This is a genomic window from Flavobacterium granuli, from assembly GCF_900129705.1.
GTDB lineage: Bacteria > Bacteroidota > Bacteroidia > Flavobacteriales > Flavobacteriaceae > Flavobacterium > Flavobacterium granuli.
The window spans coordinates 72,568-99,071 of sequence record NZ_FQWO01000012.1; the positions used below are offsets into that span (position 1 = coordinate 72,568).

31 protein-coding genes are annotated in these 26,504 nt (G+C 36.0%); 4 read left to right on the forward strand and 27 right to left on the reverse strand.

All coding sequences use genetic code 11. The features are described from left to right. Positions 1–9: 9 nt before the first annotated feature. The 19 genes from rpsH to rpsL all read right to left on the reverse strand — a co-directional run bounded on the left by rpsH (position 10) and on the right by rpsL (position 10,369). Positions 10–408: a 30S ribosomal protein S8 gene (gene rpsH, locus BUB25_RS13955; protein ID WP_072945389.1), complete on the reverse strand. Its 399-nt coding sequence runs from the start codon at positions 406–408 to the stop codon at positions 10–12. 70 nt (positions 409–478) lie between these two features. Beyond that, on the reverse strand, positions 479–748 hold the full coding sequence (rpsN, locus tag BUB25_RS13960) for a 30S ribosomal protein S14 (RefSeq protein ID WP_026707007.1): 270 nt from the start codon (positions 746–748) through the stop codon (positions 479–481). Positions 749–751: 3 nt separating this feature from the next. Then, the gene (gene rplE / locus BUB25_RS13965) at positions 752–1,303 is read right to left on the reverse strand and encodes a 50S ribosomal protein L5 (protein ID WP_072945391.1); all 552 of its coding nucleotides are present in this window, start codon (positions 1,301–1,303) and stop codon (positions 752–754) included. Positions 1,304–1,305: 2 nt separating this feature from the next. Continuing rightward, on the reverse strand, positions 1,306–1,620 hold the full coding sequence (gene rplX, locus BUB25_RS13970; RefSeq protein WP_072945392.1) for a 50S ribosomal protein L24: 315 nt from the start codon (positions 1,618–1,620) through the stop codon (positions 1,306–1,308). An 11-nt stretch (positions 1,621–1,631) separates the two neighbouring features. Then, complete coding sequence (rplN, locus tag BUB25_RS13975) at positions 1,632–2,000, reverse strand: 50S ribosomal protein L14 (RefSeq protein ID WP_072945394.1); 369 nt, start codon at positions 1,998–2,000, stop codon at positions 1,632–1,634. Positions 2,001–2,002: 2 nt separating this feature from the next. Continuing rightward, on the reverse strand, positions 2,003–2,263 hold the full coding sequence (gene rpsQ, locus BUB25_RS13980) for a 30S ribosomal protein S17 (RefSeq protein WP_072945395.1): 261 nt from the start codon (positions 2,261–2,263) through the stop codon (positions 2,003–2,005). Between the two features lie 17 nt (positions 2,264–2,280). Further along, the gene (gene rpmC, locus BUB25_RS13985; protein WP_047774317.1) at positions 2,281–2,472 is read right to left on the reverse strand and encodes a 50S ribosomal protein L29; all 192 of its coding nucleotides are present in this window, start codon (positions 2,470–2,472) and stop codon (positions 2,281–2,283) included. Between the two features lie 13 nt (positions 2,473–2,485). After that, entirely contained in the window at positions 2,486–2,911 is a 426-nt protein-coding gene (gene rplP, locus BUB25_RS13990) for a 50S ribosomal protein L16 (protein ID WP_066313233.1), read from the reverse strand. An 18-nt stretch (positions 2,912–2,929) separates the two neighbouring features. After that, the gene (gene rpsC, locus BUB25_RS13995; RefSeq protein WP_072945397.1) at positions 2,930–3,679 is read right to left on the reverse strand and encodes a 30S ribosomal protein S3; all 750 of its coding nucleotides are present in this window, start codon (positions 3,677–3,679) and stop codon (positions 2,930–2,932) included. 6 nt (positions 3,680–3,685) lie between these two features. Then, positions 3,686–4,096 (reverse strand): 50S ribosomal protein L22, encoded by a 411-nt coding sequence (gene rplV, locus BUB25_RS14000; RefSeq protein ID WP_072945399.1) that lies wholly within the window; start codon positions 4,094–4,096, stop codon positions 3,686–3,688. A gap of 6 nt (positions 4,097–4,102) precedes the next feature. After that, positions 4,103–4,381 (reverse strand): 30S ribosomal protein S19, encoded by a 279-nt coding sequence (gene rpsS, locus BUB25_RS14005; RefSeq protein ID WP_007136562.1) that lies wholly within the window; start codon positions 4,379–4,381, stop codon positions 4,103–4,105. Positions 4,382–4,387: 6 nt separating this feature from the next. Continuing rightward, positions 4,388–5,212 carry a 50S ribosomal protein L2 gene (gene rplB / locus BUB25_RS14010; protein WP_007803623.1) on the reverse strand — a complete coding sequence of 275 codons (825 nt, stop codon included), beginning with the start codon at positions 5,210–5,212 and terminating at the stop codon, positions 4,388–4,390. A 9-nt stretch (positions 5,213–5,221) separates the two neighbouring features. Then, positions 5,222–5,512 carry a 50S ribosomal protein L23 gene (rplW, locus tag BUB25_RS14015; RefSeq protein WP_035659234.1) on the reverse strand — a complete coding sequence of 97 codons (291 nt, stop codon included), beginning with the start codon at positions 5,510–5,512 and terminating at the stop codon, positions 5,222–5,224. A gap of 6 nt (positions 5,513–5,518) precedes the next feature. Further along, positions 5,519–6,148 carry a 50S ribosomal protein L4 gene (rplD, locus tag BUB25_RS14020; RefSeq protein ID WP_072945401.1) on the reverse strand — a complete coding sequence of 210 codons (630 nt, stop codon included), beginning with the start codon at positions 6,146–6,148 and terminating at the stop codon, positions 5,519–5,521. Continuing rightward, entirely contained in the window at positions 6,148–6,765 is a 618-nt protein-coding gene (gene rplC, locus BUB25_RS14025; protein WP_072945403.1) for a 50S ribosomal protein L3, read from the reverse strand. The genes rplD and rplC overlap by 1 nt, the downstream gene beginning before the upstream one ends. Before the next feature lie 153 nt (positions 6,766–6,918). After that, positions 6,919–7,224, reverse strand: a complete 306-nt coding sequence (gene rpsJ, locus BUB25_RS14030) for a 30S ribosomal protein S10 (protein ID WP_007803605.1) — start codon at positions 7,222–7,224, stop codon at positions 6,919–6,921. Between the two features lie 10 nt (positions 7,225–7,234). Then, positions 7,235–9,391 carry an elongation factor G gene (gene fusA, locus BUB25_RS14035; RefSeq protein ID WP_072945405.1) on the reverse strand — a complete coding sequence of 719 codons (2,157 nt, stop codon included), beginning with the start codon at positions 9,389–9,391 and terminating at the stop codon, positions 7,235–7,237. A gap of 11 nt (positions 9,392–9,402) precedes the next feature. Continuing rightward, positions 9,403–9,879 carry a 30S ribosomal protein S7 gene (gene rpsG / locus BUB25_RS14040; RefSeq protein ID WP_026707019.1) on the reverse strand — a complete coding sequence of 159 codons (477 nt, stop codon included), beginning with the start codon at positions 9,877–9,879 and terminating at the stop codon, positions 9,403–9,405. Positions 9,880–9,985: 106 nt separating this feature from the next. After that, positions 9,986–10,369 carry a 30S ribosomal protein S12 gene (gene rpsL, locus BUB25_RS14045; RefSeq protein ID WP_022828353.1) on the reverse strand — a complete coding sequence of 128 codons (384 nt, stop codon included), beginning with the start codon at positions 10,367–10,369 and terminating at the stop codon, positions 9,986–9,988. A 507-nt stretch (positions 10,370–10,876) separates the two neighbouring features. On the opposite strand from rpsL, the gene BUB25_RS14050 reads away from it, so the two are divergent. The 3 genes from BUB25_RS14050 to rlmB all read left to right on the forward strand — a co-directional run bounded on the left by BUB25_RS14050 (position 10,877) and on the right by rlmB (position 16,392). Next, positions 10,877–14,131 carry a SusC/RagA family TonB-linked outer membrane protein gene (locus BUB25_RS14050; protein ID WP_072945407.1) on the forward strand — a complete coding sequence of 1,085 codons (3,255 nt, stop codon included), beginning with the start codon at positions 10,877–10,879 and terminating at the stop codon, positions 14,129–14,131. Between the two features lie 12 nt (positions 14,132–14,143). Then, positions 14,144–15,589 carry a SusD/RagB family nutrient-binding outer membrane lipoprotein gene (locus BUB25_RS14055; RefSeq protein WP_072945409.1) on the forward strand — a complete coding sequence of 482 codons (1,446 nt, stop codon included), beginning with the start codon at positions 14,144–14,146 and terminating at the stop codon, positions 15,587–15,589. 68 nt (positions 15,590–15,657) lie between these two features. Then, positions 15,658–16,392: a 23S rRNA (guanosine(2251)-2'-O)-methyltransferase RlmB gene (gene rlmB / locus BUB25_RS14060; protein WP_072945410.1), complete on the forward strand. Its 735-nt coding sequence runs from the start codon at positions 15,658–15,660 to the stop codon at positions 16,390–16,392. A 31-nt stretch (positions 16,393–16,423) separates the two neighbouring features. Here the strand turns inward: rlmB and BUB25_RS14065 are convergent, their stop codons facing one another. Then, positions 16,424–17,194 (reverse strand): rhomboid family intramembrane serine protease, encoded by a 771-nt coding sequence (locus BUB25_RS14065; RefSeq protein WP_072945419.1) that lies wholly within the window; start codon positions 17,192–17,194, stop codon positions 16,424–16,426. Positions 17,195–17,374: 180 nt separating this feature from the next. On the opposite strand from BUB25_RS14065, the gene BUB25_RS14070 reads away from it, so the two are divergent. After that, the gene (locus BUB25_RS14070; RefSeq protein WP_072945421.1) at positions 17,375–18,652 is read left to right on the forward strand and encodes a replication-associated recombination protein A; all 1,278 of its coding nucleotides are present in this window, start codon (positions 17,375–17,377) and stop codon (positions 18,650–18,652) included. A 46-nt stretch (positions 18,653–18,698) separates the two neighbouring features. Here BUB25_RS14070 and BUB25_RS14075 read toward each other — a convergent pair whose 3' ends face one another. The 7 genes from BUB25_RS14075 to obgE all read right to left on the reverse strand — a co-directional run bounded on the left by BUB25_RS14075 (position 18,699) and on the right by obgE (position 26,479). Further along, entirely contained in the window at positions 18,699–19,436 is a 738-nt protein-coding gene (locus BUB25_RS14075; protein WP_072945422.1) for a hypothetical protein, read from the reverse strand. A 60-nt stretch (positions 19,437–19,496) separates the two neighbouring features. Next, positions 19,497–20,186, reverse strand: coding sequence for a YjjG family noncanonical pyrimidine nucleotidase (locus BUB25_RS14080; RefSeq protein ID WP_072945424.1), 690 nt, complete (start codon positions 20,184–20,186; stop codon positions 19,497–19,499). Positions 20,187–20,195: 9 nt separating this feature from the next. Continuing rightward, entirely contained in the window at positions 20,196–20,891 is a 696-nt protein-coding gene (gene radC, locus BUB25_RS14085) for a RadC family protein (protein WP_072945426.1), read from the reverse strand. A 34-nt stretch (positions 20,892–20,925) separates the two neighbouring features. Further along, positions 20,926–22,284 carry a UDP-N-acetylmuramate--L-alanine ligase gene (locus tag BUB25_RS14090; protein WP_072945428.1) on the reverse strand — a complete coding sequence of 453 codons (1,359 nt, stop codon included), beginning with the start codon at positions 22,282–22,284 and terminating at the stop codon, positions 20,926–20,928. Between the two features lie 53 nt (positions 22,285–22,337). Continuing rightward, positions 22,338–23,027 carry a tetratricopeptide repeat protein gene (locus tag BUB25_RS14095; RefSeq protein WP_072945502.1) on the reverse strand — a complete coding sequence of 230 codons (690 nt, stop codon included), beginning with the start codon at positions 23,025–23,027 and terminating at the stop codon, positions 22,338–22,340. 125 nt (positions 23,028–23,152) lie between these two features. Next, entirely contained in the window at positions 23,153–25,297 is a 2,145-nt protein-coding gene (locus tag BUB25_RS14100; RefSeq protein WP_072945430.1) for a S46 family peptidase, read from the reverse strand. A gap of 180 nt (positions 25,298–25,477) precedes the next feature. Next, complete coding sequence (obgE, locus tag BUB25_RS14105) at positions 25,478–26,479, reverse strand: GTPase ObgE (RefSeq protein ID WP_072945431.1); 1,002 nt, start codon at positions 26,477–26,479, stop codon at positions 25,478–25,480. Positions 26,480–26,504 lie beyond the last annotated feature (25 nt).

Consider the following 26,504-nt stretch of genomic DNA (forward strand, 5'->3'; position numbering starts at 1 on the left):
GTCTTTTTATTAGTATACGTAACAAATTACTTCTCCACCAACGTTAAGTTGTTTGGCTTTCTTTCCAGTCATCAAACCTTTTGATGTAGAAACAATAGCAATTCCTAATCCGTTAAGGATTCTTGGAATAGAAGCAGAACTTGAATATTTACGCAAACCTGGTTTACTAATTCTTTGGATATCTTTAATTACTGACTCTTTAGTATCTTTATCATACTTCAAAGCAATTTTGATTGAACCCTGAACAGCGTTGTCTTCAAATTTGTAACTTAAGATATAACCTTGATCAAATAAGATCTTAGTTATTTCTTTTTTTAGATTAGATGCAGGAATTTCGACAACTTTGTGGTTTGCAGCCACAGCGTTTCTAACTCTTGTTAAATAATCTGCAATAGGATCTGTATACATATGTATTAATTTGCGGTTATGGTTTTCTTCAGACTATCTGTCGAACCTTTAACCAATTAAAATTCTTTTTTTACCAACTGGCTTTTTTAACTCCTGGAATCAATCCATTGTTAGCCATTTCACGAAATGTAACACGTGAAATTCCGAATTGACGCATATACCCTCTTGGTCTACCTGTTAATTTACATCTGTTGTGCAAACGAACTGGTGAAGCATTTTTAGGTAATTTCTGCAAACCTACGAAATCTCCAGCCTCTAACAAAGCTTTTCTTTTCTCAGCATACTTAGCTACCGTTTTTTCTCTCTTAACCTCGCGGGCTTTCATTGATTCTTTAGCCATATCTTAATTCTTTTTAAAAGGTAATCCTAATTCAGCCAATAATGACTTTGCTTCCTTATCTGTCTTAGCAGTAGTAACAAAAGTTATATCCATACCTGATATTTTGTTTACTTTATCAATATCAATTTCTGGGAAAATGATTTGCTCCAAAATACCAAGATTATAATTTCCTCTTCCATCAAAACCTGTAGCTTTGATACCGCTGAAATCTCTTACACGTGGCAAGGCAGAAGTAATAAGTCTATCTAAAAACTCATACATTCTTTCTCCACGCAAAGTTACTTTTGCTCCAATAGGCATTCCTTTTCTCAATTTGAAAGACGCAACGTCTTTCTTAGAGATTGTAGAAACTGCTTTTTGACCAGTAATTTTTGTCAATTCATCAACCGCATAGTCAATCAATTTTTTATCAGAAACTGCTGCTCCAACTCCACGGCTCAAAACGATTTTTTCCAATTTTGGAACTTGCATTACGTTTATGTATCCGTACTCCTCTTTAAGAGCAGAGATAACTCTGTTCTTATATTCCTCTTTTAGTCTAGGTATATACGCCATTACTATAGTACTTGATTAGATTTTTTTGAAAATCTTACTTTCTTATCTCCTTCAACTCTAATTCCAACTCTAGTTGCTTCCTTAGTTTTAGGATCAATTAAAGATATGTTAGAAATTTGTATAGAAGCTTCTTTTTTCACGATACCACCTTGAGGGCTTTTCGCACTAGGTTTCGTATGTTTAGAAACCATGTTTACACCTTCAACAATCGCTTTGTTTTTCTCACGGTCAACACGTAATACCTTACCTTCAGCACCTTTATGGTCTCCAGCAATAACTCTTACGATATCTCCTGTTTTTATTTTTAGCTTTATCATCTTATAACGAATTAAAGCACTTCTGGTGCTAATGATACAATTTTCATGAATTGTTTTTCACGAAGTTCTCTTGCTACCGGACCAAAAACACGAGTTCCTCTCATCTCACCAGCAGCATTCAATAACACACATGCGTTGTCATCAAATCTAATGTATGATCCGTCGGCTCTTCTCACTTCTTTTTTGGTACGTACAACAACTGCAGTTGAAACAGCTCCTTTTTTAACGCTTCCGTTAGGAGTTGTATCTTTGATAGAAACTACAATCTTGTCACCAACAGAGGCATACCTTCTTTTGGTACCTCCTAAAACACGGATAGTTAAAACTTCCTTTGCTCCAGTGTTATCTGCTACTTTTAGTCTTGATTCTTGTTGTACCATAATTATTTAGCTCTTTCTAGGATTTCAACTAATCTCCAACATTTTGATTTACTTAAAGGACGCGTTTCGCTAATTCTTACAGTATCTCCAATGTTACAGTCGTTTGTTTCGTCGTGTGCAACGTATTTCTTTGTTTTCAACACGAACTTACCGTATAATGGGTGTTTTACTTTACGAACTTCAGCAACAACAATAGATTTGTCCATTTTGTCTGAAGTTACAACACCAATTCTCTCTTTTCTTAAATTTCTTTTTTCTTCCATCTTTCGGCAGATTACAATTATTGCAACTCTCTTTTAGTAAGCTCTGTAGCTAATCTTGCAACTGTTCTTCTTACACTTCTAATTTGAAGTGGATTCTCAATTGGAGATATTGCATGAGCCATTTTTAGGTCAGCATATGTTTTCTTAGTCTGGCTAAGCTTTTCTTGCAACTCCGCTGCAGAAAGATCTTTTATTTCTGATTGTTTCATAATATAATATAGATTATGCTTCGAAATCTCTAGCAACAACGAATTTAGTTTTTACTGGAAGTTTTTGCGCTGCAAGACGTAACGCCTCTTTTGCAACTGACAAAGGAACTCCTCCAACTTCAAACATAATTCTTCCGGGTTTAACAACGGCAGCCCAATACTCAACTGCACCTTTACCTTTACCCATACGTACCTCAAGAGGCTTCTTAGTAATTGGTTTGTCTGGAAATATTTTGATCCATAATTGTCCCTCTCTTTTCATGAAACGAGTAGCAGCGATACGCGCAGCTTCTATTTGACGAGAAGTTAGAAACATTCCATCTTCATGTACAGATTTAATACCAAACATTCCATTAGAAAGTTCATGCCCTCTATTAGAGTTCCCTTTCATTTTACCTTTTTGTACCTTACGGTATTTTGTTCTTTTAGGCTGTAACATTTTTCTTTAATTTAAAAATTACTTTCTTTTACGAGCGTCTGGTTTTCCACCTTTATTAAAGTTAGATTTCCCACGAGGAGCATCTCCACCTTTTCCGCCAGCTTGTTTTTTGTCCATTCCAGCAAGTGGAGAAAGATCTCTCTTTCCGTAAACTTCACCTTTCATGATCCACACTTTGATACCCATTCTACCATAAGTAGTATGTGCTTCAGCTAATGCGTAATCAATATCGGCTCTGAAAGTTGATAAAGGAACTCTTCCCTCTTTGAAACCTTCTGAACGTGCCATCTCAGCTCCATTCAAACGACCAGAAATTAAAACTTTGATACCCTCTGCGTTCATACGCATAGAAGCAGCAATAGCCATTTTAATTGCACGTCTGTAAGAAATTCTGCTTTCAATTTGACGACAGATGCTTGTAGCAACTAGATACGCGTCAAGTTCAGGTCTTTTGATTTCAAAGATGTTGATTTGAACCTCTTTGTCAGTAATTTTCTTAAGTTCTTCTTTCAACTTGTCTACCTCTTGTCCGCCTTTTCCGATAATGATACCAGGTCTAGCAGTAGTGATAGTAACGGTTACAAGTTTCAAAGTTCTCTCGATGATTACCTTAGATACACTAGCTTTTGATAAACGAGCATGGATATACTTTCTGATTTTGTGATCTTCGGCAAGTTTATCGCCATAATCATTTCCACCATACCAGTTTGAGTCCCATCCTCTGATGATACCAAGTCTATTTCCAATTGGATTTGTCTTTTGTCCCATCTTGTATTAAATTGCTTGTGTGTTATTAATAGATCCAAGCACGATTGTTACGTGGTTAGAACGTTTTCTAATTCTGTGCGCACGACCTTGTGGAGCTGGACGAAGTCTTTTCAACATCATTCCACCATCTACTCTGATCTCTTTTACAAATAAACCAGCTTCTTCTAAACTAGCTTCACTATTTTTTTGCTCCCAGTTATTGATTGCAGATAATAATAGTTTTTCTAATTTTCTTGAAGCCTCTTTAGAACTGAATCTCAAGATGTTTAGTGCTCTTTCTACCTTCTGACCTCTTACCAAGTCCGCTACTAAGCGCATTTTTCTAGGTGAAGTAGGGCAGTTATTCAATTTTGCGAAAGCAATAGACTTATTAGCCTCTTTTCTCGCATCTGCTGTTTCTCTTTTACGAACTCCCATTGCTTCTTATTTTTTACCTTTATTTTTTGCTCCAGCATGACCTCTAAAAGATCTAGTTGGTGAAAATTCTCCTAATTTGTGACCTACCATGTTTTCTGTTACGTAAACTGGTACAAATTGACGACCGTTATGAACTGCGATAGTTTGTCCAACAAAGTCTGGAGTAATCATAGAAGCTCTAGACCATGTCTTAACCACTCCTTTATTTCCACCTGCTATGTTTTCTTGAACTTTCTTGTCTAACTTATAATGAACGAAAGGTCCTTTTTTTAATGAACGTGCCATATCTTATTATTTCTTTCTACGTTCTACGATATACTTGTTACTCGGGTTTTTCTTAGAACGAGTTCTATAACCTTTTGCTGGTATTCCATTTCTTGAACGTGGATGTCCACCAGAAGAACGTCCTTCTCCACCACCCATTGGGTGATCAACAGGGTTCATTGCAACAGGTCTTGTTCTAGGTCTTCTTCCTAACCATCTTGTTCTACCTGCTTTACCAGATACAACTAATTGGTGGTCTGAATTAGAAACCGCTCCAATTGTAGCCGAACAAGTCAACAAGATTAATCTTGTTTCACCAGATGGCATTTTAATTGTAGCATATTTTCCATCTCTTGCCATTAATTGAGCAAAAGTACCAGCTGAACGAGCAATTACTGCTCCTTGACCTGGACGTAACTCAATACAAGAAATTACAGTTCCTAAAGGAATTCTACTTAAAGGCAATGTATTACCAATCTCTGGTTGAGATTCTGGACCAGAAACTAATTTCTGACCAACTTTCAATCCATTTTGAGCAATAACATAAGTTTTTTCTCCATCAGCATAAGCTAATAAAGCAATAAAAGCAGTACGATTCGGATCGTATTCGATTGATTTCACTGTAGCTGGAATTCCATCTTTAGTTCTTTTGAAATCAATGATACGATATCTCTGCTTGTGACCACCACCCGTATAACGCATGGTCATCTTTCCTTGACTATTTCTACCTCCAGAGTTTTTTATCGGCGCTATCAAAGAGCGTTCCGGCTTATCAGTTGTAATGGCGTCATAACCATTCACAACTCTAAATCGCTGACCTGGGGTAATAGGTTTTAATTTTCTTACTGACATTTTTCTATCTTAGATATTGTTGTAAAAATCAATTGTTTCTCCTTCTTGTACTTGAACAATTGCTTTTTTGATTGCATTGGTCTTTCCACTGATCAAACCACTTTTAGTGTATTTTGTAGTTCTATCCGGCCTTACATTTATAGTATTAACACTCAAAACAGTTACTCCATAAGCAGCTTCAACAGCTTTCTTAATTTCAACTTTATTTGCTTTTTTGTTAACTACAAATCCGAAGCGGTTTAAAACTTCACTTTCTTTGGTTACTTTTTCCGTTACTATAGGTTTAATTATGATGCTCATATCCTATTATTTACTTAAATTTTCTTCAATTACTTCCAAAGAACTCTCCAAAAGCACCAAATTATTAGCGTTTAATATCGCATAAGTACTTAATTCTAAGCTACTTACCACGCTAGACGCCTTTAAATTACGTGAGGACAAATATACATTTTTATTAGCATCGCCCAACACAAATAGTGATTTTTTATTTTCTAACTCTAAAGCTTTCAAAACGTTAATGAAATTTTTAGTGTTTGGTGTTTCAAAATTAAAGTCTTCAAGAACGATAATATTTGATTCTTTTGCTTTAATAGAGAAAGCCGATTTTCTAGCCAAACGCTTCAAGTTTTTATTCAATTTGAATGAATAACTTCTTGGTCTTGGTCCAAAAACAGTTCCTCCACCTTTAAACAATGGATTCTTTGCACTACCCGCACGAGCAGTACCAGTTCCTTTTTGTTTTTTAATCTTACGAGTACTTCCCGCTACTTCAGCTCTTTCTTTAGCCTTGTGCGTCCCTTGTCTTTGATTAGCAAGATATTGCTTAACATCAAGGTATACTGCGTGATTGTTTGGTTCAATTGCGAATACTGAATCAGAAAGTTGAACTTTTCTTCCAGTATCTTTTCCGTTGAAATCTAATACTTTTACTTCCATTACTTCTGAATGATTACATAAGAGTTGTTATGACCAGGAACACATCCTTTAATAACAAGCAGGTTCTTTTCAGCAACTACTTTTAAAACTCTAAGGTTTTGAACTTTTACATTATCTCCTCCCATACGTCCAGCCATACGCATTCCTTTGAATACTCTAGATGGATAAGAAGAAGCTCCTACAGAACCTGGCGCTCTTAAACGGTTGTGTTGACCGTGAGTTGCTTGACCAACACCACCAAAACCGTGACGTTTTACAACCCCTTGAAAACCTTTACCTTTAGACACACCTTGTACATCTACAAATTCTCCTTCAGCAAAAATAGAAACATCAATAAGATCTCCTAATTTTTGTTCAGTTGCGAAATCTTGGAATTCAACGACTTTTTTCTTAGCTACAGTTCCCGCTTTTTTAAAGTGACCTAAAGCCGCTTTTGTGGAATGTTTCTCGTTTTTGTCATCGAAACCAAGTTGCAACGCTTCATACCCGTCAACACCTTTGGTTCTGACTTGGGTAACAACGCATGGTCCAGCTTCGATTACTGTACAAGGAATATTCTTCCCGTTTTCATCGAAAATGCTAGTCATGCCGATTTTTCTACCAATTAACCCAGACATAAATATTAATTATTAATTATTAAATATAAAAATAGAACACATCATTTAAGTGAACCCTATTTTTAAAGTGGTGCAAAAGTATAACTTATTTACACACAATCCAAAAAAAGTTTTCACTTAAACAAAGTGCCCTTTTTACTCTTAAGTAAATCCTTAAACTTTGATCTCTACTTCAACTCCACTAGGCAATTCTAATTTCATTAAAGCGTCAATAGTTTTAGATGAAGATGAATAAATATCAATCAATCTCTTGTATGACATTACTTCAAACTGCTCTCTTGCTTTTTTATTTACGTGAGGAGAACGCAACACTGTAAAAAGTTTTTTGTGAGTTGGCAATGGAATTGGACCTGTCACAACTGCACCGGTAGTTTTAACCGTTTTTACAATCTTTTCAGCTGATTTATCAACCAACATATGATCGTAAGATTTTAATTTTATTCTGATTTTTTGACTCATTTTCTTAAGATTAAGCGTTTCCTTTTGCTTTTTTGATAACTGCTTCTGAAATATTAGAAGGCGTTTCTGCATAGTGCGAGAACTCCATAGTTGAAGTCGCTCTACCTGATGACAATGTTCTCAATGTAGTAACATAACCAAACATTTCAGACAATGGCACATCAGCTTTAATAGTTTTGGCTCCATTTCTATCCCCCATATCATTCACCTGACCTCTACGACGGTTAATATCACCTACGATATCTCCCATGTTTTCTTCTGGCGTAATAACTTCCATTTTCATGATTGGCTCAAGAATAACAGCTCCAGCAGCTTTTGCCACTTCTCTATACCCCATTCTGGCAGCTAACTCAAAAGATAGCGCATCAGAATCTACCGGGTGGAAAGATCCATCAGTTAAAGTCACCTTCAAACTATCTACTTGGTATCCTGCTAAAGGACCAGTTTTCATAGCCTCACGGAAACCTTTCTCAACAGATGGAATATATTCTTTAGGAACGTTACCACCTTTTACAGCATTAACAAATTGCAATCCTACAGGAACTTTTCCATCAACTTCATCAGCTGGCTCAAGTGTAAACACGATATCACCGAATTTACCACGACCTCCTGATTGTTTTTTGTATGTTTCTCTATGTGTAGCAGATCTTGTAAAAGCTTCTTTGTATTCAACTTGAGGCTCACCTTGATTCACTTCAACTCTAAATTCACGTTTCATACGATCCACCAAGATATCCAAGTGAAGCTCACCCATACCTGAGATAATCGTTTGACCCGAAGCCTCATCAGTTCTAACAGTAAACGTAGGATCTTCTTCAGCTAATTTAGCCAAAGCCATACCCATTTTATCTACGTCAGCCTTAGTTTTAGGCTCAATTGCAATACCAATTACTGGTGCAGGGAATTTCATAGACTCAAGAATAATTGGATGTTTTTCATCACACATTGTATCTCCAGTCTTAATATCTTTAAATCCTACAGCCGCAGCAATATCCCCAGCCTCGATATACTCAATTGGGTTTTGCTTATTAGCATGCATCTGATAAATACGAGAAATTCTTTCCTTATTACCTGAACGTGTATTCAAGATATAAGAACCCGCATCTAAACGACCTGAATACGCACGGAAGAAAGCTAGACGACCTACGAAAGGATCTGTAGCAATCTTAAATGCCAAAGCAGCAAACGGCTCTTTAACATCTGGCTTACGCAAAATCTTTCTTTGATCTTCCTCTAACAACTCAGCATCATCAGGGTGAATCCCTTCAATACCTTCTTTATCCATTGGAGATGGCAAATACTTACATACTGCATCTAACATGAATTGAACTCCTTTATTTTTAAAAGAAGAACCACAAAGCATAGGAATAATAGCCATATCAATAGTAGCAGCTCTCAACGCTTTATTAATCTCCTCTTCAGTAATAGAGCTTTCATCCTCCATGTACTTATCTAAAAGATTTTCATCGTAATCAGCAACCGCCTCAATAAGCGCTGAACGATATTCTTTCACATCCGCAACCATATCCTCAGGGATAGGCACGATATCAAAAGTAGCTCCTTGAGTTTCATCATGCCAAATAATAGCTTGATTTTTTACCAAATCAACCACACCTTTGAAATCATTCTCCTCACCAATTGGCAAAGTGATTGCAACAGCATTAGACTTCAACATATCTCTAACTTGTTGACATACATTCAAAAAGTTAGAACCTTGACGGTCCATTTTATTCACAAACCCCATACGAGGCACTCTATACTGATCTGCAAGTCTCCAGTTAGTTTCAGATTGAGGCTCAACACCATCAACAGCACTAAACAAGAAAACCAACCCATCAAGCACACGCAATGAACGATTTACCTCTACAGTAAAATCAACGTGACCTGGGGTATCAATAATATTAAAGTGATACGGTTTTGATTCTGGCAACACCTTACCTTGCTCAGTTGGAAAATTCCACTCACAAGTAGTAGCTGCAGAAGTAATTGTAATACCTCTTTCCGCTTCTTGTTCCATCCAGTCCATTGTTGAAGCACCATTATGCACTTCTCCAAGCTTATGTGTTTTACCAGTATAAAAAAGAATACGCTCAGTTGTTGTTGTTTTACCAGCATCAATATGAGCAGCAATTCCAATATTTCTTGTATATTTTAAATCTCTAGCCATTTCTTTATGAATTAAAATCTAAAGTGAGAGAAAGCTTTATTAGCCTCTGCCATTTTGTGAGTATCCATTCTTTTCTTAACAGCTGCTCCTTCTTCTTTAGCCGCAGCCAAACATTCTGAAGCCAACCTTTGAGCCATAGATTTTTCATTTCTTCTTCTAGAATAAAGTATCAACCACTTCATTGCCATAGAAATCTTACGGTCTGGTCTAATTTGCATCGGAATTTGAAATGTAGCTCCACCTACTCTACGACTACGTACTTCTACGTGAGGCATAACATTAGTTAAAGCATCTTTCCATATTTCTAATGATGGTTTTTCTGCATCTTGCTTCTTAGCCTCTATAATGTCAATCGCATCATAAAAAACTTTAAAAGCTGTTGATTTCTTACCGTCCCACATTAAGTTATTCACAAAACGCGTTACCAACTGGTCATTAAACCTTGGATCTGGTAAAAGTGGTCTTTTCTTTGCCGCTCTTTTTCTCATGTCTTTTTTTTAATAAAAAGTTACAGGTCATCCGTTAAATGTTATACGCTTTCAACTTTCGAATCCAACTACTAACTCCTAACCTCTAACTGTTAACGTTTTTAAATTACTTTTTTGCTTCTTTTGGGCGTTTAGCACCATACTTAGATCTCCTTTGCGTTCTTCCTGCTACTCCTGACGTATCAAGCGCACCACGAACGATGTGATATCTAACTCCTGGTAAATCTTTTACCCTTCCACCCCTAACTAATACTATCGAGTGCTCTTGTAAATTGTGTCCTTCTCCAGGGATGTAAGCATTCACCTCATTACCATTTGTCAAACGTACACGCGCTACTTTACGCATTGCAGAGTTTGGTTTTTTTGGTGTTGTAGTGTAAACACGCGTACAAACCCCTCTTCTTTGAGGACAAGAATCTAAAGCAACCGATTTACTCTTCTTAGTCATCTGAGTTCTTCCTGTTCTTACTAATTGTTGAATTGTTGGCATAATTAATACTAAAAATTTATTATGTATATTTAATTCCCGCTTTTTACGGGGTTGCAAATGTATAAATTATTTTTTACTCCACAAACGTTAATCTATTAATTTTCAACAAGCTTATTCATTTTTTCATTTTTAACCCCCACAAGAACACAAGCTAAACAACAATTCCGAAAACCGACTAGCTAAAATCAAAAACACAAAACAACCACTAAACGGCAGTACTTAACTCATAAAGAACCCCCAAACCAATACCTAATCTTAAAAAAAAGTTAAAACAAAACAACAGCAAGACACAAAAAACAAATAATTCAAAGAAAATCACAATAGACAAAGCACATAATTTTAACATTAAAAAAACATTTAAACAGAAAATAATATCAAATTATAACATTACCCATTGCTATTGTTATAATGTTAAATTTTAAATGCACGCATAAAAAAACTTTTCAAACGTTAGGAATATTAACAAATTATTAAGAGGTTTGCTAGACTAATTCAAAATAATTAAAAATGAAACTAAAGTTCAATGGAATCTTAGTACTACTTTTAGTACTAATGGCGCAACTAACCTTTGCGCAAGAGAGAACCGTGACAGGTGTTGTTTCCGACAATGCAGGAATGCCTTTACCAGGCGTAAGTGTATTAGTTAAAGGAACGAAATCCGGAACACAAACTGATTTTGACGGGAAGTACACCATCAAAGCGGCACCAAATCAAGTATTAATTTTCAGCTACATTGGAATGAAAACCCAAGAAGTAGCGGCCGCTTCAACAAACTTAAATGTAAAACTAAAAGACGCCTCAGTAGAACTCGAGGGTGTTGTAGTAACAGCATTAGGAATCAAAAGAGAGAAAAAATCCCTAGGCTATGCAACGCAAGAGGTTAAAGGTGATGCCGTTTCTGATGTGAAAAGCTCAAACTTTGTAAATTCACTTTCTGGTAAAGTTGCTGGTTTAGAAATTAAAACCTCAGGGAATTTCGGCGGATCCACTAACGTTGTTATTAGAGGAAACAGCTCAATTGCAGGCAACAACCAAGCTCTATTTGTTGTTGATGGTGTTCCAATTGACAATGGGAATTCAAACTCTGCAAGTCAAAAATCTGGTGGAGGTGGTTATGATTATGGTAATGCCGCTTCTGATATCAATCCTGACGACATTGCATCCATTAACGTTCTAAAAGGAGCGGCCGCAACCGCTCTTTATGGATCTCGTGCCTCTAACGGTGTCGTAATGATTACTACGAAAAAAGGAAAAAGCAAAAAAGGCCTTGGGATCACCTTTAACTCAAGTTTAACGGTAGGAAATGCTGACAGTACAACTTTACCAAAATATCAAAACAAATACGGAGCAGGTTACGGCCCTTTTTATGGCCCTGATGAAGATTCTTACTTTAACGAAGCTGATATCAACGGAGATGGTATTGACGACTTGACGACTCCATTTACAGAAGATGCTTCCTACGGTGCTGCATTCGATCCAAATTTAATGATTTACCAATGGAACTCCCTATATCCAAAATTAACTGCAACTTATCAAAAAGCAACTCCATGGGTAGCTGGTAAAAACAATCCAAATTCAGTATGGGGAACAAGCAGTACTGCAGTTAACTCTGTAGCTCTAGACGGAGGTAGTGACACGAATTCATTCAGATTAGGTTTTACTAACTTACTATCAGAAGGGAACTTACCTAACAGTAACATCAAAAGAAATACAATTACTTTTTCAGGATCACAAAATTTAACTGATAAGCTAACCGCTTCTGCTAGTTTAAATTTTGTAAAAACAGATGGTAAAGGTAGAAATGGAACAGGATACTCTTCTGGAAACGTAATGCAACAATTTAGACAATGGAATCAAATGAACGTTGATTACGGTGCACAGAAAGACGCCTACTTTCTTACAGGAGACAACATTACTTGGAATCCTAATGGTCCAGACAACACAAAACCTATCTATTCCGACAACCCATATTGGACATTCTATGAAAATTATGAAACCGATACAAGATCAAGATACTTTGGAAATGTTGCTTTAGACAACAAAATCAATGACTGGCTTAGTGTAATGGCAAGATTCTCATTTGACACATATGCTTCTTTACAAGAAGAAAGAATAAATGTTGGAAGCGCCGATGTATCAAGCTACACAAGATTCAATAACAATGTTTCTGAATATAATTATGATTTAATACTAAACTTCAACAAAGATTTAACTGAAAAATTAAATTTAGAAGGAAATATTGGTTTCAACTTAAGAAACAATGTAACCAACAGCATCTTTGCTGGAACTAACGGAGGTTTAAATCTAAGAGGCCTTTATGCATTATCTAATAGTGTAAACCCTATCAATGCGCCTACAGAATATGATGCAAATAGTATGGTTGATGGTGAATACATAAGAGCTAGTTTAGGATATGACAACTTTGCATACTTAGAAGGTTCATTTAGAACTGACCGTTCCTCCACATTACCAAAAGATAATAATAGATTTGGGTATTTTTCAGTTTCTGGAAGTTTAATATTCTCTCAGTTTATCGATGCCCCTTGGTTATCATTTGGTAAAGCAAGAGCTAACTACGCTGAAGTAGGTAATGATACTAATCCTTACCGAGTTTTTAATACTTTTGGTATCGGCACTCCGTTTAATGGAAATGGTATAGCTTCAAACCCTGGGACTCAGTCAAACTTAAACCTTTTACCTGAGAGACAAAACAGTTATGAATTTGGTCTTGAAATGTCCTTTTTAAACCGACGCCTTGGTTTTGACGTATCATACTACAACAATCAAAACATTAACCAAATTACAGCTATTCCATTATCTACTTCAACTGGATACAGCTCAGCTGTTCTAAATGCTGGAACAATTGAAAACAAAGGGTTGGAAGTACAATTTAACACCACTCCATTTAAAACGAATGACTTCAAATGGGATCTAAATCTAAACTGGTCACAAAACAAAAGTATGGTTGTTGAACTGTTAAATGGAATTGAAAACTTACAATTAGCAGCATTACAAGGTGGTGTATCTATTAATGCAACACCAGGACAACCTTACGGGACTATCAGAGGTAGTGATTTTATTTACGCTGCAAATGGTCAACCAATTGTTAATCAAACTGGATCTAGAATTGGTACATATCAAAGAACTTCTGCAAGTAATATAGTGATTGGAGATATTAATCCAGATTGGAAAGCAGGTCTTAATAATAGTTTCACTTATAAAAACCTGAATTTAAGTTTCTTAATTGACATGCAAAAAGGTGGAGATGTTTTCTCTCTTGATACTTGGTATGGTTATGCAACAGGTATGTATGACTTCTCTGCAGCCGACAATGATTTAGGAAATCCAAGAAGAGACCCAATAGTAGGAACACTTGGAAACTATGGAGCTAATAGTGGTGGTGTTATTATGCCAGGTGTTGCCCCTGACGGAACACCAAATCAGGCTAGAGCCAATGCAAGTATTTATACTACTGCTGAAGGTTACGCAAGAGCCCCTAATAAACTACACGTTTATGATGCTGGTTATATTAAACTACGTGAAGCAAGCTTAACTTACAATTTTAGTGCTAAAACATTATCCAAATTACCTTTCACTAGCGCTTCCTTTTCGATAATTGGAAGAAACTTATGGATTATTGACAAAAACACTCCATATGCAGATCCTGAAGCTGGTTTAAGTTCTGGAAATATTCAAGGTTACCAATCTGGTGCTTACCCTTCTATTAGAGAAATTGGAGCGAGTCTTAAATTACAGTTTTAAAAAATAAAAATTATGAAAAAAATAATAATAACAGCTTTTTCTATTGTTTTATTAGTTTCGTGTCAAACTGACGAGCAATACGAAAATAAAAATAGAGACCCTAAGAATCCAACTCAGGTTGATGCATCGTTTTTATTCACTAGTGCAACCAAAAGTTTAGTTGATCAAATGACAAGTACCAATGTAAACACTAACATCTTTAGAATGTTAGGACAACACTGGACCGAAACAACGTATGTAGATGAAGCCAATTACGACTTTAATACACGTAACATCACCAATGCACATTGGTCGGAAATGTACAGAGACGTAATTCTAGATTTAGCCACTGCGAAAGAGAACACGGAGGCAACGCCTATAAGCGCTAGTTTTACACAAGCAACTAAAGACTCAAGAAAAGCTCAAATCGAAATTTTAAGCGTTTATGCTTGGGCTAACTTAGTTGAGACCTTTGGAAATATACCATATTCTCAAGCTTTAGACCCAGGAAAATACGTTTTACCTGTATATGATGATGCGGCTACGGTTTATGCTGATCTCTTTACACGTTTAAATGCTGCCATTCCAAATTTAACTGACGACGGTTTCGGTTCTGCAGATCCAATTTATGGCGGAAGTGCAAGTGCTTGGAAAAAATTTGGTAATTCATTAAAATTAAGAATGGGTATCCGTATCGCTGATGTCCCTTCAATGTCTACAACAGCACAATCTGCTATTACAACTGCTGTTAGTGGTGGTGTATTCACTTCAAATGCAGATAATGCATCAATGGCATATTCAAACGCATCTCCTAATACTAATCCAGTATGGGTAGATTTAGTACAATCAGGAAGATCTGATTTCGTTATAGCTAACACATTAGTAGATTTCATGAACGATCTTAGTGATCCGAGAAGACAAGTTTACTTTGATGAAAATTTAGGCGCAGGCATATACAAAGGAGGAACTTATGGCTCAGTGAGTAACTTTAATACTAATACTCATGTAAGCAGTATTGTTACAAACCCAACAAATCCAGCATCTTTAATGGATTATGCAGAAGTAAACTTTTATTTAGCAGATGCTGCAGAGCGTTCTATATCAGGAACTCCTGCATTAGCAGCTGGATTTTACAATAAAGGTATTACAGCTTCATTCGATCAATGGGGAGCTACTGGTATTGCAAGCTACTTAGCTAATCCTAAAGTAAACTATCTTACAGCTCCAGGGACATGGAAAGTGAAAATTGGTAATCAACTTTGGTTAGCCATGTATAACAGAGGATACGAAGCTTGGACTGCTTGGAGAACTTACGACATGCCAGGTTTTAACTTACCGTCCGTATCTGGACTTCCTGTTCCCACAAGATACACGTATCCTATTAGCGAACAAAACCTGAATAAAACTAACTATACTGCAGCTTCTACTGCTATAGGTGGCGATAAGCAGACAACTAAAGTTTTCTGGGATAAATTTTAATTATCCGGATAACAATTATATTAAAACCATCCCATTTTTTGGGGTGGTTTTTTTTATATATTTGCACCATGGAAAAAGAACATCAAATATTTGGGATTAGAGCAATAATTGAAGCCATTCAAGCGGGCGCAACAGTAGACAAAGTCTATATTCAGAAGGAAGCGAGCAGCGAACTGATGAAGGACTTAATGAAAGTGATGAAGCGTGGTAATATCAACTTCTCCTATGTTCCTGTTGAAAAACTGAATCGACTTACCCCTAACAACCACCAAGGAGCTGTAGCAACTATCTCTCCTATTTCTTTTTTCGACTTAGAAACTTTAATAAATACAGTTGTCGAAAACGGGAAAAAACCTTTGTTTTTGATATTGGATCAAATTTCCGATGCGCGTAATTTTGGTGCTATCATCCGAACTGCTGAATGCACTGGTGTGAATGGAATCATCGTTCAAAAAGCAGGATCGGCACCGGTAAACGGTGATACCGTGAAAACTTCTGCCGGAGCCGTATTTAATATTCCTATTTGTAAAGTAGAACACATCAAAGATGCTATTTTTCTTTTGCAGGCAAGCGGAATTAAAACAGTCGCCGCAACCGAGAAAACAGATCAAAATATATATGATATCTCACTAAACGAACCTGTAGCCATTATCATGGGGTCAGAAGATCGTGGTGTAAATCCTTCTGTTCTAAAAATTGTAGATGAAAAAGCAAAACTCCCTATGTTCGGAACAATTGGCTCCTTGAACGTTTCAGTAGCTTGTGGCGCATTTCTATACGAAGCCGTAAGACAAAGAAGTTAAATCCCAATCATACAAAACATTAAAAAATGAATCAAGGCTCCGGTTTTGATTCATTTTTTTTATTTTCAATAATTTGATAATGCACCGGCAGACTTGCCGAAAAATAAGAATCTTGCTGTTCTGTTTCCTCCTCTTTTGGAAGATTTACAAAATTCCCGTTTTCATCAAAGCGTTGCATGAACTTATCCTCTTTCGGATTATAATCTGGTTTCTCCCAATCGTATTTTGGTATTTTTTTAAACTCCGGTGTCTGATAAGCAACAGACAATATAAAGCCTGTCATCAAACCCGCTAAGTGTCCTTCCCAAGAAATAGCTTCATCTACTTTAGGGAACGCATACCACACCATCCCGCCATACACAACAATTATCGCCAAAGACAATGCAACCAATCGATAATACTTTGTCAAAATTCCTTTAAAAAAAATAAAACTGACTAGAACATATACCAAACCACTTGCCCCGATGTGATAACTTGGCCGACCAATTACCCAAGTAAAGATTCCTGTAAATAAAATTCCATATCCGATCACCATCAAAGACTGTTTTCGATAAAAAAACTGCAAAGCCGCTAACAAGACTAACAAAGGCACTGAATTACTATAAAGATGTTTCAAATCTGAATGAATAAATGGAGCAAAAACAATTCCTTGTAAACCCGATACAGTTCTTGGAAAAATTCCGTTTTCTACAAAATCAAAATCAAATCGAATTTCGAGCCAATAGACAAACCATAAGAACAGCACAAAAAAAAGAGGCATTCCCACAACTGCCGTCGTGAATTTAAAATGTTTATCGCTCATATTTAGGTTTTCATTTACTTGTACTAATTTAACTCAAAAATTCAACCAAAAATAATTTAGTGCTATTTTGTCATACAAGATAATTTGTTGATTAGTCCATTCAACCGCTAGATTATACCTAAATTTGTAATCGGAAATTCTTCGAATTCACGAATAATCAAATTTGCGATTAAATAAAAAATGGAAGCACCTTTAGCAGAACGCATACGTCCACAAAAACTGGAAGATTACATCAGCCAATCCCATTTGGTAGGACCAAGCGGTTCCTTAACCCAACAAATTACAAAAGGCATCATTCCTTCCTTAATTTTATGGGGCCCTCCTGGAACTGGAAAAACAACCTTGGCACAAATCATTGCTCAAGAATCAAAGCGTCCTTTTTATATTTTGAGTGCTATAAATTCAGGTGTGAAAGACATTCGTGATGTAATTGAAAAGGCAAAGCAAAGTGGCGGATTATTTACATCCAAAAATCCTATTCTTTTTATAGATGAGATTCATCGTTTTAGTAAATCACAACAAGATTCGCTTTTGGCCGCTGTAGAGAAAGGATGGATTACCTTGATAGGAGCCACAACAGAAAACCCAAGTTTTGAAGTAATACCCGCTCTTTTGTCTCGTTGTCAAGTCTATATTCTAAATGCGTTCACGAAAGAAAATTTAGAATCTTTATTACAGCGGGCCATGAAAACGGATGTGATTTTGGCAACTAAAAATATTGAATTAAGAGAATCAGAGGCTCTGTTGCGCCTTTCGGGTGGCGATGGACGCAAACTATTAAATATTTTTGAACTTGTCGTAAATGCATCCGCTGAAAACGAAATTATTATCACTAATGACCGCGTTTTTGAACTGGTTCAACAAAATACCGTTTTGTATGACAAAAGCGGCGAACAACATTATGATACTGTATCGGCTTTTATAAAATCGATTCGAGGAAGCGATCCAAATGGAGCTGTCTATTGGTTAGCCAGAATGATTGAAGGTGGTGAAGACGTGAAATTTATTGCGCGCCGTATGCTGATCCTTTCTAGTGAAGACATTGGAAATGCAAATCCTACCGCTTTTATTATGGCCAATAATACTTTTCAGGCAGTTGCTACCATTGGTTATCCTGAAAGCCGAATTATACTGAGTCAATGCGCTATTTATCTAGCGACCTCGCCAAAGAGTAATGCTTCCTATCTTGCAATAGGAACCGCGCAACAATTAGTAAAACAAACCGGAGATTTATCCGTACCCATTCATTTGCGCAATGCGCCAACAAAGTTGATGAAAGAACTGGGCTATGGCGAAGAATACAAATACTCTCATGATTTTGCCAATAATTTCGCAGATCAGGAATTCCTACCCGAAGAATTGAGCAACCAAGCCATCTATGTTCCTGGAAATAATTCGAGAGAAAACACAACCCGCGAATTCCTTAGAAACAGATGGAAAAACAAATACGGTTATTAAAAAAAACGGTATTCAGCTTTTGATTTCTGAATACCGTTTTTTAATACTAAAACTTAACATCTACTTTTTCAGAGATTAGTTTTTCATTTTGATAATACTCAAAATACCAACGACCATCTTTTAAAATCAAAACGCCTTGATTACTCTCTTTTATAGCGATAAAACAGCCCGAATAAGAAGTTTTTAAAACTTTCATAACCACTTTAGGTGTACTGTCGACTAATTGAAAACCATTATTCATCGGTTGAGCATAAAGAAGATTTGCACTACTGTCAAGTTGTGAATCCACAACAGCATTCGATGCCGCAGCAGGGACCATAATAGACGGAGCTACCTCTTGACTGACTTTATTTATTGTCTGCCCACTATACTTATATTGCAAAGCATAAACCGACTTGAAAGCCTCATTCAAAGATTCTGTATAAGCCACCTGATAATCCTTGTCTTTGCTTTTCCCTATTTCTGATTGAAAAACGATCTTTCCGTAGCAATCTTTCAGTGTAATAAAAAGCTTTGTGACTAAGAAACCATTCTCTTTTACGACATCAAAATACAGCAAACTGCATCTTTCATTGTATCCACTTGGCATTGTTTCATTCGCATAAAAAGCCTCAAAACCTGCTTTACTCAAATTAAATTTTGACAAAGTCGCCAGACGGTATTGATTGTCGCTTTTCATAAAGTCAAACTTCAATGGCAGCACAACTGCCTTGTAATCATTTACCGATTGTGAAAAACCATAACTGGCAACAAATAATAGTAAAAATAAAAATCTTGTTTTCATAAGTAATAATGTATTGATTATTGTTTGGGACCTGCTAATTAGACTACAGAATCCCGTTCATTATAAATATTTTTTCAATTCTAACAAATGATTGATTTGTTTAATATTCTCCTCAACTGGCCTATTGCTTTCATTAAAAAAAATAGCGTCCAGCCCCATATTTAAAGCGCCTTGAACGTCAGCATCTAAAGAATCACCAATCATAATACTACTCTCTTTCTTAGCATTGGCAAGACTTAGAGCGTGCTCAAAAATAATAGGATTTGGTTTTTTTACTCCCGCAATTTCTGAATTAGTGATTGATTCAAAATAAGGCTCCAGCTTGGCATTCTTCATTTTTCTAAATTGAACGTCCGCAAAACCATTAGTAATAATATGAAGTTTATACTTCCCATTGAGATAATCCAAAATTTCAAAAGCACCATCAAAAAGATGATTATTATCTGGCAATAACTGAATATATTCCTGAGATATTGTTTCAATTTCCTCATCAGAAACAATATAATTTAAAGCATCAAAAGATTCTTTCAACCGCTTGTAGCGCAACTCCTGATGGGTGATTTTATCGTATTGATACAGTGTCCAACAGGCTTGATTAATTGGCACATATTTCTCAATAAATTCCCCAATTTCAATTGCCGGATGTTTACGACTGAATATTTTCTCAAATGTCAATTCGGAATTTTTATCAAAATCCCAAAGCGTATGATCTAAATCAAAGAACACATCTTTTATATTCGTAATTTTCATTTTATCTTTTTAGAATATTCCTTCATCAACAAAACTAAAGTAATTATTTTCAGTAACAATCAAATGATCCAAGACTTTTATTTCTAAACTCTCCCCGGCTGATTTTAGCTTTTTGGTAATTTGCTTGTCGGCATCACTAGGAACCAAAGTCCCTGATGGATGATTATGACACAAAATCAAAGCGGTTGCTCCCATTTCAAAAGCATTCTTAAATACCAATCTTACATCAACCAAAGTCCCGGTTATTCCGCCTTTACTTAGTTGTGATTTCGAAAGTATTTTATTCGAATTATTCAAATATACAATCCAAAATTCTTCATGCGGCAATTCCCCAATAAGCGGTTGCATAATTTCGAAAATCATTTTACTGGAAGTAATTTTAATCAATTCCACCGCTTCTTCGGCTCTTCTTCTCCTCCCTAATTCCATTGCCGCAATAATCGAAATTGCCTTTGCCTCTCCTATTCCTTTGAATTGCATGAGTTGAGAAACCGACAACTTCCCTAACGAATTTAAATTATGATCTACACTGGCCAAAATCCTTTTACTCAAATCAACTGCCGATTCATTACGACTTCCTGAACCAATCAAAATAGCGATTAATTCAGCATCACTCAAAGCGCTTTTGCCTTTTAGCATTAGTTTTTCTCGTGGCTTGTCATCTTCGGACCAATTTGCAATTGAAAAAAAGGAATTCTCAGCCATAATCTTAATTTTAAATTAGTTCATCTCAGCACATTTAATTCGAAATTAACCCTTTTACATCGTCAAAATTTAATCCTCCATAATTCCCAGAACTCATTAACAATAAGGCTGAATTTTCAAGATTTTGATTAAATAAATAATCCTTGAATTCCTTCGGGTTAGTATAAATAATCAAATCTTTTCTATTGAAAGCAGTAGCAATTTGTTCATAAGTCACCTCATCCAATTGTTTTATTTTTACCGCGTCAGGCGAATAAAATACGACCGCTACATCAGCGTATTCCAAAGCGCCTTCGTATTCTTTTAAAAACTCCGCATTTAGACTGCTATACGTATGCAATTCCAGGCAAGCCACTAGAGTCCGGTTTGGATATTGCTCTTTTACTGCTTTGGTAGTGGCCGCAACTTTGCTTGGCGAATGTGCAAAATCCTTATAGGCTACTTTATTTTTACTTTCTGCAATTTTCTCCAAACGTTTAGATGCTCCTTTAAAACTGGCAATCGCCTCATAAAATTCAGCCTCATCGACACCCATATTTTGGCAAATCCATTTGGCTCCAGCTAAGTTATTTAAATTATGCGCTCCAAAAACTTCAATAGGCATATCACCTTCAGGAGTTTCTAATAAGGTTATTCCGTCTTCTACTTTATAATTTGGCGTTTGATAAGCCAATTTACGAATCGGATTTACTGCTGCTTCAGCAACTCGTTTTACTTCAGGATCTTCTTCATTATAGACTAAAATTCCGCCATTAGTAATCTTATCAATAAAAATCTCAAACTGTTCTACATAATTCTCATACGTTGGAAAAACATTAATATGATCCCAAGCAATCCCCGAAATTAAAGCAATATTAGGCTGATATAAATGGAATTTGGGCCTTCTGTCTATTGGCGAAGACAAATATTCATCTCCTTCCAAAACCATGAAATCATTTTCCTCCGTAAGATGGACCATCGTGTCAAAACCTTCTAATTGCGCACCAACCATATAATCGACCGCAATATCATGATAGTGCATCACATGAAGAATCATCGAAGTGATTGTTGTTTTCCCATGGGAGCCGCCAATGACTACTCTGGTTTTATTTTTGGATTGTTCGTATAGAAATTCTGGATAAGAATATATTTTCAACCCTAATTCTTGCGCTTTCAATAGTTCCGGATTATCTGCCTTAGCATGCATTCCTAAGATTACTGCTTCAATATCTGAGTTTATTTTTTCAGGAAACCATCCCAACTCTACAGGCAAAATTCCTTTTTTTTCTAATCTTGATTTAGACGGCTCAAAAATAGCGTCGTCACTTCCTGTGACCTGATATCCTTTATTGTGTAATGCCAGCGCTAGATTGTGCATGGCGCTTCCTCCGATAGCGATAAAATGTGTACGCATTCTAATTATTGGTTTATGGTTGTTGAATTCAAGATTACTACTCTATCTTGAACTTATCTATTATTATAAGATTCTAATACTTTTTTGGCTTTTTCCGGCTCTTTCATTTTGTTTTTATACAAGTTAGCTAGTTTTTGATAACTTTTCTTCGAACCTCCTTCAATTATTGCTTTATTGTATTGCTGTTCTGCAAGAGTATATCTTTTAAAATATTCCTCAATATGTCCTCTTGACAAATAACCATCAACGGGAGACAATCGCAATAATTCGTTAGAATATTGTATGGCTTTGGCTTCACTACCCCCTACAATTCCTGGCAACTGAATATAAAGTTCTATCAAAGCCCAACGCGATTCAATATGTTTTGGATCGAGAATAATAGCTTTTTCAAAAGAGTCCTTGACCTCACTAATCATTCCAAGAGCCTTAAACTTACTCGATTCTTTGGCTTTCATTCCTAAGGCGCCTCCATATTTGTAATAATAATCAGCCTCATTGGTTTTCAACTGTTTGAGTCTTTTATAATACCCAATTGCCTTGTCCCAGGATTTATTTTTTCCGGCAATATCTCCCAAATATTCAATTGCTTTTAAATGATTTGGATTTTCATTTAAAAAAAGCTCAAAAAAAGCTTCTGCCTGAGCCCATTTTTCTTCTTTAAAAAGCTTTACCCCTTTATCAAAGTTAGATTGAGACCAAGCGATTATTGGAAGAAATACCATTAAATATACAAAATGCTTCATTGTCCAAAAATAAGGAAATTTATAATTGCAACCCACTTTCATTCCAAAAGGTTTAACAATAAAAAAAAGCCTCTTAACTTGTTATGTACACAAGTTAAGAGGCTTTCTTAAAATAAAATCATCGTTTATCTCACAATGGTCATCTCATCGATGATATGCTTGGCTCCAGCATATTTATCAATGATCCAAAGTACATATCGAATATCTACGCTAATTGTTCTTTGCAATTTAGCATCAAAAATAACATCACCAGCCATTGCCTCGATGTTTCCGTCAAATGCAATACCGATTAATTCTCCTTTTCCATTCAATACTGGCGAACCTGAATTCCCTCCTGTGATATCATTGTCAGTCAAGAAATTTACAGGCATAAAACCAGCTTCATCAGCATATTGACCAAAATCTTTTGCTTTGTTCAATTCTAATAATCGTGCTGGCAAATCAAATTCCTGATCTCCTGCTTTATACTTTTTAACCATTCCGGTCATTGTTGTATAATTATTCACCTCCGCATCATTGCGCTTGTCAGCAGGCAAAGCACGTACTTTTCCGTAAGTCAATCTCAATGTTGAGTTTGCATCCGGATACTTTATCAAATTCATTTTAGATTCACGTAAACCATCTACTAAATTGCGGAATGCTTTGGCAAAATCGTCATCTGCCTGTAATTGCTCTGCTGATTTAGCTCTAATTTTTGTCGATAAATCATTTGACACTACATATAAAGGATCATTGGCAATATTTTCAGGTTTTGGATCTTTCATAAAAGCCAAAACGCTTTCTTTATTTGCAAAAATACTTTTGGCAACAGCCTCATTTACAAAAGCAGTAAAATCACCTTTATTCGCTTCTTTTAATTTTGCAACACTTTCAGGAAGTCCGTAAGCTGCCGCTTTTGAAGCATACAAATTTAATTGAGCTGTAAAAACATCTTTCTCTAAAGGAGCGTAGAATTTCCCATAGGCCGCATCAATAAATTGATTTAATCTAGGCAACATTTCTGCTCTTTTGGCTTCATTTTCTTTAAAATATGCTAACATCGCATTCCCTAAATTAGCAGGAGTAGCACCATAAGTTGCCGTTCTCATCAATTGAGTTAAATAGCTGTCATGGCTCGATTTTAAATTAGTTGCCGCATAATAATTATTAATTGTTGCAATAACATTCCCAAATTTCTCTTTGTTGGCTTTTTTATTAGCCCAAGTATTGAATTTAGCTTCTTGTTTTGCTTTGGTTTTTGCTGTTCCGGCTTTGGTTAAAGCATCAATCATTCCTTGACGGTTTTTCCAATAATTAGCCGTTGAAGCATATTTAGAAGCATATTCCAGATTAACGGTTTCGTCTTTATCCATATATACTTTCATTCTGTCCATCCCAGTTTTTGCTCCTTCAACCCAAGCTGGATAAGCAAATTTCACGTTTTGCTCTATTCCTCCTGCTGGCATCCAACGGTTGGTTCTTCCCGGATAACCCAAAATCATTGCAAAATCATTTTCTTTAACTCCTTTTAAACTTACTGGCAAATAATGCTTTGGTTGCAAAGGCACATTGTCTTTAGAATATTCGGCTGGATTTCCATTTGCATCAGCATAAACTCTAAACATAGAAAAATCGGCGGTATGTCTTGGCCATTCCCAGTTATCTGTATCTCCTCCAAATTTTCCTAAACTCTCAGGCGGAGTTCCCACTAAACGAACATCCTTGTAATCCTGATAAACAAAATAGTAGTATTCATTTCCTTGAAAGAAAGGACGAACAGAAACCGTATATTTTCCGCCTTCGTTATTTTCTTTTTCAATCAAAGCCATTTCTTGTTGAATTGCTTTGTTTCTTTCTGCCTCAGTCATTTTATCATTTACTTTAGATAAAATTCTTTTGGAAACATCATCCATACGAACGAAAAAACGAACGTATAATGATTTTGGTTTCATTTCGGCACTTTTATCCTTAGCCCAAAAACCATTTTTCAAATAATTTTGCTCTTCAGACGAAAGCTCAGCTATCGCGTCGTAACCACAGTGATGATTCGTTAACACTAATCCTTCTTTGGAAACGATTTCGGCTGTACAACCACCGTTAAATTGAACCACGGCATCTTTCAAACTATGGTTATTGATACTGTAAATTTCTTCGGCTGTCAGTTGCAAGCCCATTTTTTCCATATCTCTATGGTTCAATCTTTCGATAAACATCAAAAACCACATCCCTTCGTCTGCTTTCACGGGGAAAGTCATCAGGCACATTGTTAAGAATAAAATTATTTTTTTCATAATTCAAATATTTTTTTGTGGTGCGAATATAAATCATTTTCTCAATTTTATAATCCGTTCTCTTTAAAAAGCATCAGCAAGCTAGTAGTTTTTAACTTAATTTTAGGGATTTAACAAATTTAGCCCTAAAAAAAAGGTGCTCTATTTCTAGAACACCTTTTGTGTGAAAAATTTTATTTTCTAATCATTCAACATTTTCCATAATTTATCTTTCAATTCTGTCAAACCTTGTTGAGAAACAGATGAAATAAACATATAAGGAACATCTTTGAAAGCAACATCTAGCTCTGCTTTTAATTCCGCTTTTAGCTCATCATCCAACATATCACATTTCGAAATTACCAATAAACGTTCTTTGTCCAGCATTTCCGGATTGTACTTAGTAAGTTCGTTTACCAAAATATCGTATTCTGCTTTTATATCCGGTGTATCAACAGGAACTAAGAATAACAAGGTCGAGTTACGTTCAATATGGCGCAAGAAATAATGCCCTAGACCTTTTCCTTCTGCAGCACCTTCAATAATTCCGGGAATATCTGCAATTACAAAAGATTGAAAATCTCTATAGGCAACGATACCAAGGTTTGGTTTTAAAGTTGTAAACGGATAATCGGCAATCTTTGGTTTTGCAGAGGTCAACACAGATAAAAGCGTTGATTTACCCGCATTTGGAAATCCTACCAAACCTACGTCAGCAAGTACTTTCAATTCTAAAATCACATCCATTTCAGTTCCAGGCAATCCCGGTTGTGAATACCTTGGTGTTTGATTCGTAGAACTTCTAAAGTGCCAGTTCCCTAGTCCTCCTTTTCCTCCTCGGGAAAGAATCCTTTTTTCGCCATCTTCAGTAACTTCAAACAAGATTTCTCCTGTTTCCTTATCTTTTACCACAGTTCCTAAAGGCACTTCGATGTATTTATCATCTCCATCAGCTCCTGTACTTCGATCACCACTACCATCACCTCCATTACCCGCCTTTATATGACGCGCAAATTTAAGATGAAATAATGTCCAAAGTCCTTTGTTTCCTACAAGATATACGTGTCCTCCACGTCCTCCATCTCCACCATCAGGCCCCCCTTTTTCAATAAATTTTTCTCTATGCAAATGCGTAGATCCTTTTCCACCTTTTCCAGATGAAACAAATATTTTTACATAATCTACAAAATTCCCTTCAGTCATTTTCTTTTGTTTAAAAGTCTAAAAA

What these genes read in the sequence shown, in the direction of transcription:
- rpsH (WP_072945389.1), bottom strand. Translation starts at nt 408, where the DNA reads ATGTATACAGATCCTATTGCAGATTATTTAACAAGAGTTAGAAACGCT.
- rpsN (WP_026707007.1), bottom strand. Translation starts at nt 748, where the DNA reads ATGGCTAAAGAATCAATGAAAGCCCGCGAGGTTAAGAGAGAAAAAACG.
- rplE (WP_072945391.1), bottom strand. Translation starts at nt 1,303, where the DNA reads ATGGCGTATATACCTAGACTAAAAGAGGAATATAAGAACAGAGTTATC.
- rplX (WP_072945392.1), bottom strand. Translation starts at nt 1,620, where the DNA reads ATGATAAAGCTAAAAATAAAAACAGGAGATATCGTAAGAGTTATTGCT.
- rplN (WP_072945394.1), bottom strand. Translation starts at nt 2,000, where the DNA reads ATGGTACAACAAGAATCAAGACTAAAAGTAGCAGATAACACTGGAGCA.
- rpsQ (WP_072945395.1), bottom strand. Translation starts at nt 2,263, where the DNA reads ATGGAAGAAAAAAGAAATTTAAGAAAAGAGAGAATTGGTGTTGTAACT.
- rpmC (WP_047774317.1), bottom strand. Translation starts at nt 2,472, where the DNA reads ATGAAACAATCAGAAATAAAAGATCTTTCTGCAGCGGAGTTGCAAGAA.
- rplP (WP_066313233.1), bottom strand. Translation starts at nt 2,911, where the DNA reads ATGTTACAGCCTAAAAGAACAAAATACCGTAAGGTACAAAAAGGTAAA.
- rpsC (WP_072945397.1), bottom strand. Translation starts at nt 3,679, where the DNA reads ATGGGACAAAAGACAAATCCAATTGGAAATAGACTTGGTATCATCAGA.
- rplV (WP_072945399.1), bottom strand. Translation starts at nt 4,096, where the DNA reads ATGGGAGTTCGTAAAAGAGAAACAGCAGATGCGAGAAAAGAGGCTAAT.
- rpsS (WP_007136562.1), bottom strand. Translation starts at nt 4,381, where the DNA reads ATGGCACGTTCATTAAAAAAAGGACCTTTCGTTCATTATAAGTTAGAC.
- rplB (WP_007803623.1), bottom strand. Translation starts at nt 5,212, where the DNA reads ATGTCAGTAAGAAAATTAAAACCTATTACCCCAGGTCAGCGATTTAGA.
- rplW (WP_035659234.1), bottom strand. Translation starts at nt 5,512, where the DNA reads ATGAGCATCATAATTAAACCTATAGTAACGGAAAAAGTAACCAAAGAA.
- rplD (WP_072945401.1), bottom strand. Translation starts at nt 6,148, where the DNA reads ATGGAAGTAAAAGTATTAGATTTCAACGGAAAAGATACTGGAAGAAAA.
- rplC (WP_072945403.1), bottom strand. Translation starts at nt 6,765, where the DNA reads ATGTCTGGGTTAATTGGTAGAAAAATCGGCATGACTAGCATTTTCGAT.
- rpsJ (WP_007803605.1), bottom strand. Translation starts at nt 7,224, where the DNA reads ATGAGTCAAAAAATCAGAATAAAATTAAAATCTTACGATCATATGTTG.
- fusA (WP_072945405.1), bottom strand. Translation starts at nt 9,391, where the DNA reads ATGGCTAGAGATTTAAAATATACAAGAAATATTGGAATTGCTGCTCAT.
- rpsG (WP_026707019.1), bottom strand. Translation starts at nt 9,879, where the DNA reads ATGAGAAAAAGAGCGGCAAAGAAAAGACCACTTTTACCAGATCCAAGG.
- rpsL (WP_022828353.1), bottom strand. Translation starts at nt 10,369, where the DNA reads ATGCCAACAATTCAACAATTAGTAAGAACAGGAAGAACTCAGATGACT.
- BUB25_RS14050 (WP_072945407.1), top strand. Translation starts at nt 10,877, where the DNA reads ATGAAACTAAAGTTCAATGGAATCTTAGTACTACTTTTAGTACTAATG.
- BUB25_RS14055 (WP_072945409.1), top strand. Translation starts at nt 14,144, where the DNA reads ATGAAAAAAATAATAATAACAGCTTTTTCTATTGTTTTATTAGTTTCG.
- rlmB (WP_072945410.1), top strand. Translation starts at nt 15,658, where the DNA reads ATGGAAAAAGAACATCAAATATTTGGGATTAGAGCAATAATTGAAGCC.
- BUB25_RS14065 (WP_072945419.1), bottom strand. Translation starts at nt 17,194, where the DNA reads ATGAGCGATAAACATTTTAAATTCACGACGGCAGTTGTGGGAATGCCT.
- BUB25_RS14070 (WP_072945421.1), top strand. Translation starts at nt 17,375, where the DNA reads ATGGAAGCACCTTTAGCAGAACGCATACGTCCACAAAAACTGGAAGAT.
- BUB25_RS14075 (WP_072945422.1), bottom strand. Translation starts at nt 19,436, where the DNA reads ATGAAAACAAGATTTTTATTTTTACTATTATTTGTTGCCAGTTATGGT.
- BUB25_RS14080 (WP_072945424.1), bottom strand. Translation starts at nt 20,186, where the DNA reads ATGAAAATTACGAATATAAAAGATGTGTTCTTTGATTTAGATCATACG.
- radC (WP_072945426.1), bottom strand. Translation starts at nt 20,891, where the DNA reads ATGGCTGAGAATTCCTTTTTTTCAATTGCAAATTGGTCCGAAGATGAC.
- BUB25_RS14090 (WP_072945428.1), bottom strand. Translation starts at nt 22,284, where the DNA reads ATGCGTACACATTTTATCGCTATCGGAGGAAGCGCCATGCACAATCTA.
- BUB25_RS14095 (WP_072945502.1), bottom strand. Translation starts at nt 23,027, where the DNA reads ATGAAGCATTTTGTATATTTAATGGTATTTCTTCCAATAATCGCTTGG.
- BUB25_RS14100 (WP_072945430.1), bottom strand. Translation starts at nt 25,297, where the DNA reads ATGAAAAAAATAATTTTATTCTTAACAATGTGCCTGATGACTTTCCCC.
- obgE (WP_072945431.1), bottom strand. Translation starts at nt 26,479, where the DNA reads ATGACTGAAGGGAATTTTGTAGATTATGTAAAAATATTTGTTTCATCT.